The sequence below is a fragment of the Fibrobacter sp. genome (assembly GCF_045112255.1).
Classification (GTDB): domain Bacteria; phylum Fibrobacterota; class Fibrobacteria; order Fibrobacterales; family Fibrobacteraceae; genus Fibrobacter.
This window is the reverse complement of the sequence record NZ_JBGUHR010000080.1, coordinates 1-13,426: the sequence shown is the minus strand read 5'-3', so window position 1 is coordinate 13,426 and position 13,426 is coordinate 1. Positions and strand designations below refer to the sequence as shown.

Annotated in this window: 10 protein-coding genes and 1 pseudogene; 4 read left to right on the top strand and 7 right to left on the bottom strand. The window is 48.2% G+C overall.

Annotated elements, in window-relative coordinates:
* Positions 1 to 40 precede the first annotated feature (40 nt).
* The 6 genes from ACJMM9_RS10930 to ACJMM9_RS10905 form a co-directional block, all read right to left on the bottom strand.
* A complete protein-coding gene (locus ACJMM9_RS10930; RefSeq protein ID WP_405326726.1) occupies positions 41 to 1,045 on the bottom strand; it encodes a polyprenyl synthetase family protein in 1,005 nt (334 codons plus the stop codon).
* A complete protein-coding gene (gene gyrB / locus ACJMM9_RS10925) occupies positions 1,046 to 2,986 on the bottom strand; it encodes a DNA topoisomerase (ATP-hydrolyzing) subunit B (RefSeq protein WP_405326723.1) in 1,941 nt (646 codons plus the stop codon). It lies immediately after the preceding gene.
* A 20-nt stretch (positions 2,987 to 3,006) separates the two neighbouring features.
* The gene (locus ACJMM9_RS10920; RefSeq protein WP_173467965.1) at positions 3,007 to 3,330 is read right to left on the bottom strand and encodes a DUF721 domain-containing protein; all 324 of its coding nucleotides are present in this window, start codon (positions 3,328 to 3,330) and stop codon (positions 3,007 to 3,009) included.
* A gap of 18 nt (positions 3,331 to 3,348) precedes the next feature.
* Positions 3,349 to 4,122 (bottom strand): ABC transporter permease, encoded by a 774-nt coding sequence (locus ACJMM9_RS10915; RefSeq protein WP_233138544.1) that lies wholly within the window; start codon positions 4,120 to 4,122, stop codon positions 3,349 to 3,351.
* A 21-nt stretch (positions 4,123 to 4,143) separates the two neighbouring features.
* Complete coding sequence (locus tag ACJMM9_RS10910; RefSeq protein WP_405326720.1) at positions 4,144 to 5,895, bottom strand: S41 family peptidase; 1,752 nt, start codon at positions 5,893 to 5,895, stop codon at positions 4,144 to 4,146.
* Positions 5,896 to 6,048: 153 nt separating this feature from the next.
* On the bottom strand, positions 6,049 to 6,900 hold the full coding sequence (locus ACJMM9_RS10905) for an RNA polymerase sigma factor RpoD/SigA (protein ID WP_405326717.1): 852 nt from the start codon (positions 6,898 to 6,900) through the stop codon (positions 6,049 to 6,051).
* Positions 6,901 to 7,034: 134 nt separating this feature from the next.
* Between ACJMM9_RS10905 and ACJMM9_RS10900 the strand changes: the two genes are divergently transcribed.
* The 4 genes from ACJMM9_RS10900 (at position 7,035) to ACJMM9_RS10885 (ending at position 13,088) form a co-directional block, all read left to right on the top strand.
* Positions 7,035 to 8,300 (top strand): sensor histidine kinase, encoded by a 1,266-nt coding sequence (locus ACJMM9_RS10900; protein ID WP_405326714.1) that lies wholly within the window; start codon positions 7,035 to 7,037, stop codon positions 8,298 to 8,300.
* Between the two features lie 185 nt (positions 8,301 to 8,485).
* On the top strand, positions 8,486 to 9,754 hold the full coding sequence (locus ACJMM9_RS10895) for a hypothetical protein (protein ID WP_405326712.1): 1,269 nt from the start codon (positions 8,486 to 8,488) through the stop codon (positions 9,752 to 9,754).
* Positions 9,754 to 12,252: a hypothetical protein gene (locus tag ACJMM9_RS10890; protein ID WP_405326709.1), complete on the top strand. Its 2,499-nt coding sequence runs from the start codon at positions 9,754 to 9,756 to the stop codon at positions 12,250 to 12,252. The genes ACJMM9_RS10895 and ACJMM9_RS10890 overlap by 1 nt, the downstream gene beginning before the upstream one ends.
* A 71-nt stretch (positions 12,253 to 12,323) precedes the next feature.
* Entirely contained in the window at positions 12,324 to 13,088 is a 765-nt protein-coding gene (locus tag ACJMM9_RS10885) for a hypothetical protein (protein WP_405326706.1), read from the top strand.
* Positions 13,089 to 13,219: 131 nt separating this feature from the next.
* On the opposite strand, the pseudogene ACJMM9_RS10880 reads toward ACJMM9_RS10885, so the two are convergent.
* Positions 13,220 to 13,426, bottom strand: a pseudogene (locus ACJMM9_RS10880) (biotin attachment protein); the annotation flags it as partial.

Here is a 13,426-nt window from a genome sequence, read left to right as displayed (position 1 = left end):
TTGTAAAAAACTAGTTACTGTCTACAGCGGCGTAGCCGCCTTAGTTCCCGCGTTCCGACATGCTGGCGAACATGGCGGTGATTTCTTCGGTGAAGTTACTTTTCGGGAACTTGTCGGCAATGGCGAGCGCTTGTTCCATGTGTTCCTGTGCCTCGGCTTTTGCCTTCGCAAAGCTCTTCTTTGCAAACAAGCGGTCCTGAATCTTTTCGGGAATGCCTTCTGCAGAAGCCTTTGCGATAAAGCTTTCCATTTCACGGCGTTCTTCTACGGTGCAGTCCTCGAAGTAATAAAGGAGTGGCAGTGTGATAAGTCCGTTCGAGAGGTCTGTGAACTTCGCCTTGTCCATGTTCACGGAACCGTAGCCATAGTCCAGCAGGTCGTCGATAATCTGGAAGGCGATGCCAAAGTGCGTTCCCATCTTGGCGCATTCATCAACCATCGGCTGATCGAAACCTGCCAAAATGCCACCGATGCGCGCTGCGGCGTCAATGAGCGCAGCCGTCTTTCCATCGATGATTTCGTTGTAAGACTTGCGGGAAAGTCCCATGTCGCCGCAATGGTCCAGTTCCATGATTTCACCGATGATGAGCTTGTCGGCTGCGTCGGAGATGATGACGGGCACGTTACGGGCTTTTTCGTCAATGACACAGCGCATGGACTGCGAAAGCACATAGTCGCCAATCAATACGGCAACTTGTGTACCCCACTCACGGTGGGCCGTCTTTTGCCCACGGCGGACGTCCGTTCCATCGATGATGTCGTCGTGGACGAGACTGGCGAGGTGCAAAAGCTCTACGGCTGCGCAGGCGTGTGCGACGCGGTCGATGTCCGGCTTTTGCGTCCCGCAGTTTGCGAGCAGGCAAAGGAGTGTCGAACGGATGCGTTTGCCTTTGCGGCTAAAAAGTGTTACAAGTCGGTCACTAATTCCTGCGGGGGCGTTCTTTGCCACCTGCATAATGACTTCTTCTGTCTTGTCTAGCTCCACTTTAACCAAGTCTCGTGCTTGGGATAAAACGGCTTTGAAGTCTGCCTTTGTCGGACTCATTTAAATATCCAAATCGTTCAAGACTTTATATGCGTTCGTTTCGATGAACTTGCGGCGCGGTTCCACGTCTTCGCCCATGAGCATGCTGAAAATCTGGTCGGCAAGCACACTGTCTTCTACATGGCACTGCTTGAGGAAGCGTGTCTTCGGGTCCATGGTCGTCTCGTTCAGCTGTTCCGGCGACATTTCGCCCAAACCTTTGAATCGGGTAATCGTGACATTCTTCTTGTCTTCGACTTCGGCCATGACCTTGTCCTTTTCGTTTTCGTCGAACAGGTAGCGTTCCTTCTGGCCAACCTTGAGTTTGTACAGAGGCGGCATGGCGAGGTAAATATGGCCTGTATCAATCAACGGGCGCATGTAGCGGAAGAAGAACGTGAGGAGAAGCGTCTGGATGTGGGAACCGTCCACATCAGCATCGGTCATGATGATGATCTTGTCGTAGCGGAGCTTCTCGATCTTGAATTCCGTGCCGATGCCGGTACCGATAGCATTCACCAGGTTCTGGATTTCTTCGGTGTCGAGCACACGGTGGAGGCTTGCCTTTTCGACGTTCAAGATCTTACCGCGGAGCGGGAGGATTGCCTGGAATTCACGGCTACGGCCCATCTTTGCAGAACCACCTGCAGAGTCACCTTCCACGATGAACATTTCGCATTCCTTCGGGTCGCGGCTGGAGCAGTCGGCGAGCTTGCCCGGAAGGCCGCCGCTTTCGAGGACGTTCTTGCGGCGGGCGAGTGTACGTGCGCGGTGGGCTGCTTCACGAGCCACGGCAGCGTTATAAACCTTGTCCAAGATAATCTTGACAGCGGCCGGATTTTCCTGGAAGTATTCTTCGAGCTTCGCGCCAAATGCAGAAGCGACATAGCCTGCAATTTCGGAGTTGCCGAGCTTGCGCTTGGTCTGGCCTTCGAACTGCGGCTGCGACACCTTGATGGCGATAACAGCGGTAAGGCCTTCGCGAATATCGTCCGAGGTAATCTGCGCTTCTTTCTTGCCCTTTGGCATGTCCTGTGCGAACTTCGAGATGACGCGGGTGAGGGCTGTCTTGAAACCCGTCACGTGCGTACCGCCATCGTAAGTATTGACGTTGTTGACGAAACTGAAGAAGTTTTCCTGATAACCGTCGTTGTACCACATGGCAACTTCGAGCGGGTATTGACCATCGGGGAGCAGCAAGTGGATCGGTTCTGCAAAAAGCGGTGTGCGGTGCTCGTCCACGTAACGCACAAATTCAGAAACACCACCGGGGAAGCAGAACGTATCGGTCTGCTTGTGTTCCGGATCGCGTTCGTCGGTGAGTGTCAAGCGAAGACCGCTCATGAGGAATGCGAGTTCGCGGAAACGCGTGGCGAGCGTGTCGTACACGTAAACGGTTTCGGAGAAGATTGTATCGTCCGGATAAAATTCAACGGATGTTCCGGTCGTTCCGTCGGATTCTCCGATATCGACCTGCGGGCCGCATGGAATGCCACGTGCAAATTCCTGACGGACAACGCGGCCATTGCGGCGCACGGTCACGATAAGCTTGTTAGAAAGTGCGTTCACGCAGCTCACGCCCACGCCATGCAAACCGGCGGAAACTTTATAGGAGCTATTGTTGAACTTACCACCGGCGTGGAGCTTGGTCATCACGACCTGGATGGTACCCACCTTTTCCTTCGGGTGGATGTCGGTCGGAATGCCACGGCCGTTGTCGGTGACGCGGATGCCGTTACCCGGCAAAATCGAAATTTCGATATGGTTGCAGAAGCCAGCCAAAGCTTCGTCCACGGAGTTATCGACCACTTCCCAAACGAGGTGGTGAAGCCCGCGAATATCGGTGGAACCAATGTACATTGCAGGGCGGACACGAACTGCTTCTAGACCTTCGAGAACGGTAATGCTTGAACCGCTATAATCTGCTTCCGCCTTCTTTACTTCTTCTGTTTCTTCTGCCATAATTCCTCTTTAAACCCCTCTTAGATGAACCGTATTCCTTGAATAAATGGCTTCCCTAAGAGGGTATTACATTTCCCAATAATAGCTTTTTTTTGGAGGTTCATTTCGAACTTCAACGCCGAATTGGCGACCTTAAGTACCAATATATTTTTGTCGATTTTCTCGGGTTTTACATGGCCTACCAGGAGGGGCCCAACCACCTCCGAAAACCGCTCCGAAATGGTCTTGAAGTTGATATCTTCGGTGATATGGTTCTTCTGGAGAACGCGCTCCAAAAGGACCTGGATGTCCTGAACTTTGTTCCCCGTATAGCTCTTGTTGCTCGTGCGTTTTGTTTCGAACATTTGTACAAATTTATCGCGTTAGACAAGCAGCAATTTGGAGAGGGTGAACCCGCCAATAAGGATGCTTGTCATGCCGGCGACCACGGTTGCCTTGGTGCTCTTGCCCACGCCTTCTGCACCGCTATGGGTAAAGAAACCGAAGAAGCAGGCGTAACTCGAAATGAAGAACCCGTAAAGTGTTGCTTTGATAAGGCCAACGACCAGATCCCAGTTCTGGTAGAACATGCGTACGCCGTAGAAGAACACCGACCACGAAACTTCCTTGTAGAGGTGGGCGACTTCGTAACCACCGACAATGCCGATAAAGATGCTCAAAATTGTAAGCACCGGAAGCATGATGACGGTTGCAATGAGTCTTGGTGCAAGCAAGTATTTGTAAGGATTGAGTCCTAATACTTTGTATGCATCAAGCTGCTCCGTAACCGCCATGGTTCCAAGCTCGGAGCACATCGAAGCGCCAATACGCCCTGCAAGCACCATCGCCGTAAGAATCGGGCAGAGTTCCACCATCACGGACTTGCCGACAGCCATGCCGACAAACATCATGGGAATCATGTCGCCAAACTGGTAGGCGAGCTGCCATGACATAATGGCGCCTGTGGCAAGCGAGGCCGCGAACACCACGGGAATACTCGTGATACCCACGTGATGCATCTGTTCTACGGTCGTATGCAAGTTGGTGAAGGCTCCGGGAATGTTCTTGAACAGCTCCCAGATGAACAGCACGTAACCTACAACCTTATTGAGGAAGCGTCTTACGGCTTGTCCGAGGCCCTCGGCCATTTTATTCATTAACGAAATCAATTTGAACCGTTATTTCTTTGGCTTTGCGGCGTTCTTCTTCTGTTTCGGCGGAGCGCTGATGGCTTTCTTGTAAAGCTGCGTGTCGCTTAGGTACTTGATAGCTTCGTTCAACTGCTTGTCGCGCTTGAGCGAGAATGCCGTGCTGACGGAGTCGTTCACGAATGCCGTGAGAAGTTCGCGCTTGATGCCATCCTTGATGTAGTCCTTGTTGGCTTCGAACTGGGCATCGCGGTTATCTTCAAGAGCCTTGCGCATTTCGCTGATGCGCTTCACGAGCGTTGAATCAGAGATGGTCTTTGCGCTGTCACCCATGTAGTTCTGTTCGCGGATGATGCTCTTTTCGAGCTGGTCCACGCCGACGAGTGCGTTGCTCTTCACCTTCATGAAGTTCGTGTCCTTCTTGCAGAACGCCTTGAACTGCGTGAAGAGAGAATCCGGCACTGCCCATTCGGAATTCACCTTGACGCCTGCCTTTTCGAGGCTCGGGCGGATCTTGACAGCGAACTTGAAGTACATGGCCATACGTTCCTGCACCTGGACGACCCACGGCATCGGATCGAGTTCTACATCGACGTCCGGCGTAATGCCGCCACCGCCGAACATCATACGGCCGTTGTTCGTGTAGAACGTGTCGCGCTTTGCGGTGTCTGCCTTGACAGTATCAGCCTTGGCGGTTTCCTTTTCGTCAGCATCGATGTCTTCTTCTTCCTGGAGCTTGAGTCCCTTGATGCCGTTTTCAGGCTTGTTGATGCAACGACCGAAGGGGAGGTAGTAGAATGCGGTTGTGAGCTTGAGGGCGTTCCCTTGGTTGTCGAGCGGGAAGATGGTCTGCACGGAACCCTTACCGAACGAGGTCTTACCGACGATCAAGGCTCGGTCCCAGTCTTGCAGTGCGCCGGAAACAATTTCAGCAGCGCTTGCGGAACCCTGGTTTACAAGGACGACCATCGGAACTTCGGGCTTCACGAGTGGAGTCCTGCGGGCGGCGCTTTCGGTCTTCTGTGTGCGGCCACGGGTGCTCACGATGACGTTACCCGGCTTGAGGAAAAGTTCGCTGATTTCGATAGCCTGGTTCAGAAGTCCACCGGGATTGTAGCGCATGTCGAGGATGAGCTTCTTCATGCCCTGCTTCTGGAGACCTCGGATGGCGTTTTCGACATCGCTTGTAGTCTTGTCGCTAAAGGTTGCAAGCTTGATATAGCCGATTTCCGGAGTGACCATGCCGTAGTAAGGAACTGCATGTACAATAATTTCGGCTCTTGTAATGGTGTAGTCCATGAGGTCGGGAACGCCTTCGCGTTCAATGGCGACGGTCACGTCTGTGCCGATCTTGCCACGGAGTTTGTTGACGGCGTCATCAAGCGACATGCCTTTCGTTTCCTTGCCGTCAATTTTGCGGATGCGGTCTCCAGCGCGGATGCCGAGCTTGAATGCCGGTGTGCCGGAAAGCGGCGAAATGACGGTGAGGATGTTGTCGCGGAGGCTGATGGTAATACCCACGCCACCGAACTTGCCTTCCATGGAAACGCGGAGGCTTTCGTAGTCTTTAGGGGAGAATACGGTTGTGTGCGGGTCCAATATGTTTCTGATGCCATTGATGGCGGCGTCCGTGAGTTCCGTCGGGTTGACGTTTTCAACGTACTTGCGGTTGACTTCGGAAAGGACCTTGTTCAATCGTGAAACTTCATCGTAGAAATCTCCGGGAGGAGTTTTCTTGTCGGTTGCTGCGTTCGCGATGCAAAGCGCGGACAGCGTTGCCATAAATACAGAGCGGAAACAAAAAGATTTAAACATCATACGTTAAAAATACAATTTCCTAAAAAAAAACACCACCTTGTAAGGAAAAACCGGCTATGAATAGCCGGTTTTTTATGAAAGGAGAGAGTATGAAACTTGTTTGGAGCAATAAGGGCGTTATGCAGCTTCGCAGAGGAGGCGTTCGACGTCGGCTTCGCGGAGCTTGTTCAAGGCGTTTTCCTTGAGCTGGCGTACGCGTTCCTTGGAAAGACCCACCATCGGTGCGATTTCCTTCAGGTTCAGGTCGGAATCCATCTTGAAACCGTAATAGAGCTTGATGATTTCCTTTTCCTGGCTGGAGAGGTTCTTGTTCAGGACCTTGTCGAAAACTTCTGCGCGGTTGTTGTTGTCAGCAAGCTCGTCGGTGCGGTTCTGCGTATCCGAAATGGTATCGCCAAGCGTTGCGTCGCCATCTTCATTGACCGGAGCATCGAGCGAAGAAGCGGAGCTGCCCATCATCAGGATCTTTTCGATTTCGTCGGCCTTGTACTTGGAGAGACCCTCGAGATTCTGGGTGTTGACGGTGAATGTCCCGCCGATCACTTGGTGCATGTCCTTTGCATGACGGTTGAAGCGACGGAGCATCAGTTCCTTTTCGGCGCTGATACGGATCATGCGGCCTTTTTCAGAAAGGGCGCGAGTGATATTCTGGCGAATCCACCACACGGCGTAGCTGATAAACTTGATTTTCTGGGAGCGGTCAAATCGACGTGCTGCTTCGATGAGGCCCATGTTCCCTTCGTTGATCAGTTCCATGATGTCGAGGCCGCGACCCTTGTAGAGGTTGGCGATGTTCACGACAAAGCGGAGATTGGAGTTGACCAACATATCCAAAGCGGTCTTGTTGCCTTCGGCGGACTTCTGGAGCAATACGGCTTCCTGTTCTCTAGTGAGCAAAGGATAGCGTGAAATGTCATTCAGGTATTGCATGTAGATGTCTTTCTGATCTCGATTGTTAAGGGTTTTCATGGTGACCTCCTCATTTTTACATCATCAAATTTACCTCCAGTTTGAAATCCTTGTGTCATTACTTAGAGTGCTGCGTGCAAAAGTTAAATTGAGTTTTTGTTAAAAAAGTTCGTGATTTTTGTCACGAAATTGTCATGACCGCCAAAAATAGTGGTCAAATGACTAAATTTTTTGCTATGAAAGACAATAGCACTACAAATTGCACGGAAAAATGTGCTGGATTTTTCCAAAAGACACGCGATAAACTTGCTGTATTACAAGAAAGTGACTTTGAACGTAATGAAAAGAAGTTGCGCGAACTCTTGAAAGACGAACGAGAATTGATCCAGTTCCCGATTCCTTTGTTCATGCCGGTCCTCTTTGTCTGGCTGTTTATGATTTTGTTCCCGCTGGTGTTGATTCTTGATACGTCGAACTCGACGCACTTTGCTATTCGCTTAGAAGGTATAATCCGCTTTTACTTTCCGCTATTGAGTTCTCTGTTTATTTTCGCATTGAACCAAAAATTCCTTGTTCCATCGTATGTGTTTAAAAAACGCTATGCTAGTTATTTTGCTCTAAACTCATTACTCGTGGTCGTTGCGCTGTTTATTCGTGAGGTGACGTACTTTTTAATGGAGCGAATGCCTGGCGAAGGTGTAAGCGAATTTTTTAAAACATATTGTTTTTTGTTTGTTAAAGGGCACTTTAGTTTAAGTGCCGTTGTATCTTTTGTAATATTGGTTTGCTTTGTCTGTGTGCTATGTGTTTTGTACCATTTGATGTTTCGCCAGATTGTGCGCGCGTTTGTGCTGCGTGAACGGAAACGGATGGAATTGCAGTATGAACTTGATTTCTTGAAGAACCAGCTGAGTCCGCATTTTCTCTTTAATACCTTGAATAATATTTCTGCGCTTATCCAGATCGATTCGAAGCGCGCTGAAAGTTCTATGAATAAACTTTCGCAACTTTTGAGGGTCATGCTTTATCAGGTGAAAGATAAATATATCACGTTGCAGGAGGATGTGGATATTTTGCAGAAGTATGCGGATCTGGAAAAGCTGCGCCTGGATGACAGTTTTGATTTCTCATTTAATGTGCATCTTGAAAATCCGAACTTGATGATTGAGCCTTTGTTGATAATGCCCTTGATGGAAAATGCGATGAAGCATTGCGTTAATCCCAAAGGCAAAAGCTTTGCGCATGTGACAATTGTGCAAAAGGGAAATGAGCTTCGGTTCCATTCCGAGAATTCTAATTTCCCGAGAAAATCCAGTCGCAAGGATAGCGGGCTTGGCCTTTCGACTTTTGAAAAGCGCCTGGATTTAATTTATTCTGGCTCGTATGAGTATTCTGTGAATATTGTCGATGATGTTTATATTAGCGACTTGATTATTCACCTAAAAGAAGAAAATTCATAAATTATTAAAAATCCCCTTTACACTTTAAAAAAAATATTGTAGTTTAATTACCGCTCCATTTTTGTCGGGGCGGTTTATTATATTCTTGCTTAAATTTTTTCCTTACATCATTTAATAAATCCTTACGGCTGAATAAGCCTGTTTATTCTCAAAATCAATAGAAGGAAAATCCTATGCTTTGTAGGATGTTTAAGGGTATGGCCTTAGCGGGAGCCTTGTGCTTTTTTAATAGCCATGCCGAAGAATGTAAGGGTGTTGCGCTGTATTCGAACGGCAGCGACAGTGGTCTAATGCTTGAAACGGGGAGGACCTTCCCCGAACCGCCGGAATGGAGGGCTAACTGGGGAAATTTCGGTGCAATGAAAGCTCCGTATATCCGATTGTCGGGTATAAAGAACGTGCAGAGTGATTGGAAAGGATTGCTTTCGTTTCCGGCTTTACCTTTGCGCGTTGATGCGGGAGAACTGCTTCTGAAAGTGCGTTCTACACAAAATGCAACTTTTGGAGTTTGGCTTAAAGGCAAGGCTTCGGAAAGCCGCGTCCACTATGCGAATTTGATTGCGGAAAAAACGGAAATACTTGAAATTCCGCTTGCAAGTCTTGGCGTGACGGGAGCGTTTGATGTTGCAAATGTGGGTGTGGGATTGTTTAATGTTCCACAGTATCAGTATACAACGCTCTTTATCGATGATGTTGAATTCAGCTGTGTCAAGAACGGCGTTAGTGCAGGAAGTTCTTCGTCTTCTGTCACGGTGACGGATTCACCGGGCGATTTGGAATATGAATATTCAAATGTAGATGCTTGGTCTAGTCAACGTAATGCGCGACTTTTACCGACCGTGGAAACGGAATTTAGCGCAGCGTATTCTCCACAATTGAGAAACGCGCTTATTTCAAGTACGAATGGTGATTTCCTGATAAGTGAACTAGAGCATATGAAAATTGTGAATACTGTTCACGCTGCTGAAATGACTCCCCAGAAATCAAGAACGACATGGTATGATAATTTGTATTCTGTAGTGCGTAACCGGTTGCGCGAAAATGTAATTGCAAACCCCAAGCAGCTTTATTTTGAGGCTGAGGCGATTGCTGCAAGATCTGATTATACGGTAATTCCCTTGCTTGTTGCGGATCTGGATTATGTATATAGGGCGTGTGCCGATGCGGATTGCTCGACGGCTAAGAACGTGAATGCGCATTTACTTACGGCGGGATTGCCGACTTCTTTTGTGCGGGGATCGAAAATGATTCTTGTGCTGGACTCGTATTTTTTTGTGACGAAACAGAGGGATTTGCCTTCAATTTCTGTTTGCGTTTCTGGGAAGTGCAATGTTTTATCGGTTAATGGAAAGACTGAACTGGAATTTGCTTCGACGGGAACGCAAAAGATTGTTGTTAAGATGAAACGTGGTGATAGAACTGTTGAACAGAATCTTTTTGTGGAGGTGAAATAATGATGCGCTATATATGGCTTGCCGTTGTTGCCATGCTTTCGACAAATGCTATGGCTGAAAATAGAGATTATTCTTTCTTTGTGGATAGCCAGGATCGGCTATGCATGGAAAAGAGTAAATTTTTTATAAATGTATTTGGGGTTGATGCTGCCGAAGATGTTTGTCATGGTATAACGGAATCGGTTCGGATCCGAATAGTTGATGCTCCTGTTGATGAAAGTTCTTTGGCAGGTGTGTACTTGGAACGCCCGTTTATGATTATTGACGGGATCAATTTGGATCCGGTTGAAAAGAAAACATTGACGGATTTAGAAGCTGAAGTTCAGCAGGTTGGCCTTCCAAAGATTCTCAAGAGTCTTGGCTATACGCCGATTCTTGTTCAATTTACAGAAACGGTGCGGCGATCGTTACAGGAAAATTCAAAGGTGCTGAGCCAGCTGTTTTCTTTTTTGAATAACAATAAGCAGATCCCGTTTCCAGGAGCAAAAGAGGATGGCTTTGTCGTGATGGGCATAAGCCAAGGTGGCGTTATTGGACGTTATGGTGCATATCTGTACGATACTCATCGTGGTAAAAACGATGCTCCGATTCGTTTATTCTCGTCACTGGATTCGCCTCACCAGGGCGCCGTTATGCCGAAGGGCCTTTTTAATACAGTTGCATTCTGGAGCGATGAGGGTGGTTCTTCTGCTGCGGAGATGTTTAAGGATGTCTTGCTTGCGAAAGGGGCCGCAGATCTTTTGCTGTATGAAAACAAGTGTGAAGGAAAATCCTGTAAGTCGGAAGTGAATACGAAGGGACGGTTCCTTTTTGAGGATTATCGTAAGGCGGCTGAATACAAAGGATTTCCGACTGTATTGATTGCTCAGGGGCAGTTGAAAGGTTTTATCCCTGAACACAAGGATGAGTATTTCCGCTTGGAACGACATGTGGAAAAAGGTCCTTTTACGCTTGGATCTGCTATTAGCCGTATGTTTTATTCGGAAACGGAAAACGGTCAGATTGCCTATAATCGCAAGAAAGAAAAAACGGAAGATGAGAGCAAGTCTGATTTTCGTGGAAGGACGGAGTTTGATTTTATTCAAGGTTCTACTTATCCTTTTGCAGCGACGCTTTACAATTCGTTCCGTCAGGGATTTCTCGATGCAATGCCGGAAGACATGAAATTGAATTTGCTTGGGTTAAGCATAAAATTGAATGCGTCCTGGACTAAGGATGTTCTGACTCAAGATCGTAGCACATTTATCCCGACCGTAAGTGCGATGGACTTGAAATGCAATGGCGATCTGGCGGTCAAGTCGGATTGTGGCTTTACGCAGTCTTCTATAGGGTTCCCGTTTGAAAATCCAGGCAACAGAAGTTCGGCAAATGCTGCTTTTGCTGTGGATCCGACGCATCCGCGTTATAATGAAGCGATTAGCGGACGCCATGTGGAAATGCCTTTTGAAAATGGAAGTGTCAATGCTTCTGTGCTGAATGGCATGCAGGTCGATCTGTGGAGAATTTTATGTGAGGTTGCCAAGTATGATTTTGATTCGCAATTGGGGCAATTCAGAAATCCTAAGCTGGTTGGGTTCTTTTCTCCAGATACAAAGTGCCTGGATGCGAACAAGATGCCAGATGTCATCCGAAATGCGGGCGCTGTCCAGGAATATCCTTTTGCCTATGCGCGTTATGACTACAATGCAGACGCTTCGGAAAAGAATGCGGCTGTGAGGTTTAAGCTTCCGGCAGGCTGGAAAAAGGTGTCTCTTTGGGACCATGGCGTAAACATTCAGGCAAATTCCTCATTTGAAGTGGATGTTAAAGTGAATAACCTGAACGGTAACTGGATGAAGGCGGAGCTTTTGGTTTGTAGACTGAAAAGTTGTTCGGGCTATTTGCAGTTGACGGAAGTGCCTGTCCCTGTTGATGGAAAAACGCATACACTTCGCTGGCGGATGCCAGCAAATGATGGGGCGCTAAATGGAATGCGTTGGTTCCGCTTAGTGCTTAATTCTGATGGTGGTGATGTGACCATTATGAATCCTCACATGGTCTTGAATACACGCGGAGATGTTCCTGTTCCGCCAAAGATCAGCTCGGCAAGCATTTATCCAAGCAGTTATGAGGTTGTTCCGTGGGATTCTGGAGTCCATGTAAAACCGTATGATGATATGTCTGGCTCAGGACTTGAAATTCTTTATGAAAAAGCTAGACATGGTGTACATTTTGAATTTGGAAGGCTGGTTTCGATGGATGACTATAGAAATCTTGTTGTTGATTATTGGCCTGGAACTTGCCAGCGGACGTATGCTTATTTTGACTCGAAAAAAATGACTGAGGCCAATCTTGCTAACGGTAGTTTGCAAAATGGCTTTGTACGCAAAATTTTACCTTTGGCCGAAATCATAGATTTGAATGTTACGCCACATGGCTCTGAATCCGCTCACCGCTTGAATTTGCAATCGTCTTTAGCAAATGAACGCTGTGTTGTAAAGTCAATAAGGCTGGAGTAATGTTATCTTGATATGCTGAACAAATTATGGTATATTATTTCTGCAAAACAAATAAGTAGGAGAACTAAAAAATGAAAAAAACAATTCTTTTAGGTATGCTGTCCGCCGTCGCGTTGTCGTTGTGCGGCTGCCTGAATCCGCATTTGGGTTCGATGGGGGCATCGACGATGATTGTCGCTCATCAGCCGCGGCTAGCTGTTAACGGGGATTCCTCTGCGATGACTTTGTCTGTCGATGCTTTTGGCGGAGCCAAAATGCAGGGACGAAATGTTAAGGACGGATTTTCTGCGGGTGCAACAGTTGCGTTGAATTACAGGCCGTTTGGATTTTCTTCACCGTTGTATGTCGGGGCTGCTTTTGGGGGCAAGGGCGGCAATGTATCGCTCAATTGCTCGGAAGCGGGCAAGTGCAATGATGGCTATATGGCCTGGCTTGAAACTCCGGACGGCAGGAAAAAGTATTCGTTCTGGAATGTGCAAGAACGTATCGCCATCGGCGCTGACTTTGACGTAGGCCCTGTAATCTTAGGCGTGGGTGCTGGGATCCAGACGTTTGAAGGCGGTGGCGATTATGACGATATTCGCGACTATCTCGGGAAGAGCCTTGCTGAAAATGACGACGAAGGGTATGGTGCAAAACTTTATTCTACGGCTCGCGTTGGTGCTAGACTTGGGCAATATGGCGTAATTGCTTTTGATGCCGACTTCATGTGGCTCAAAACGCTGAATGTCGGATTTATGCTCAATTACTTCCATCCGTCTGGATTCCACGGCGGTATCTTTGCTGCGCAAAAGGTTGGCTATGGCGTGAATGTCGGCAAGACATTTAGCTTCTAGTCGATAATAACGCGTGACGCCGTTCGATAGGCTCTGTGTTCTTGTTGAATTGAAGCAAAAAAGGCTTCGAGCATTTGCTCGAAGCCTTTTCAATGCTTGGGGCGAAGTCTTTAGACTTTCGCGAAAGCCTCTTACTTGCTGAGGGTCTGAACCTGAACGTCCCAGCTCTGGTTGCCGAGGGCGATACGGTATGTGCTTGCTGCCCCTGCCTTCATGTTCTTGGTGTCAACAGCAGGTGCTGCATTCGGGTCCTTCTTCGGCACGCCAATGTGGCGGTTGCCCTTGAGGAATTCGATACCCTTGTTGCCAGCCTTCGTCTGGAGGCAGCCCGTGATGAA

What these genes read in the sequence shown, in the direction of transcription:
- ACJMM9_RS10920 (WP_173467965.1), bottom strand. Translation starts at nt 3,330, where the DNA reads ATGTTCGAAACAAAACGCACGAGCAACAAGAGCTATACGGGGAACAAA.
- ACJMM9_RS10895 (WP_405326712.1), top strand. Translation starts at nt 8,486, where the DNA reads ATGTTTAAGGGTATGGCCTTAGCGGGAGCCTTGTGCTTTTTTAATAGC.
- gyrB (WP_405326723.1), bottom strand. Translation starts at nt 2,986, where the DNA reads ATGGCAGAAGAAACAGAAGAAGTAAAGAAGGCGGAAGCAGATTATAGC.
- ACJMM9_RS10900 (WP_405326714.1), top strand. Translation starts at nt 7,035, where the DNA reads ATGACCGCCAAAAATAGTGGTCAAATGACTAAATTTTTTGCTATGAAA.
- ACJMM9_RS10905 (WP_405326717.1), bottom strand. Translation starts at nt 6,900, where the DNA reads ATGAAAACCCTTAACAATCGAGATCAGAAAGACATCTACATGCAATAC.
- ACJMM9_RS10915 (WP_233138544.1), bottom strand. Translation starts at nt 4,122, where the DNA reads ATGAATAAAATGGCCGAGGGCCTCGGACAAGCCGTAAGACGCTTCCTC.
- ACJMM9_RS10910 (WP_405326720.1), bottom strand. Translation starts at nt 5,895, where the DNA reads ATGGCAACGCTGTCCGCGCTTTGCATCGCGAACGCAGCAACCGACAAG.
- ACJMM9_RS10930 (WP_405326726.1), bottom strand. Translation starts at nt 1,045, where the DNA reads ATGAGTCCGACAAAGGCAGACTTCAAAGCCGTTTTATCCCAAGCACGA.
- ACJMM9_RS10885 (WP_405326706.1), top strand. Translation starts at nt 12,324, where the DNA reads ATGAAAAAAACAATTCTTTTAGGTATGCTGTCCGCCGTCGCGTTGTCG.
- ACJMM9_RS10890 (WP_405326709.1), top strand. Translation starts at nt 9,754, where the DNA reads ATGATGCGCTATATATGGCTTGCCGTTGTTGCCATGCTTTCGACAAAT.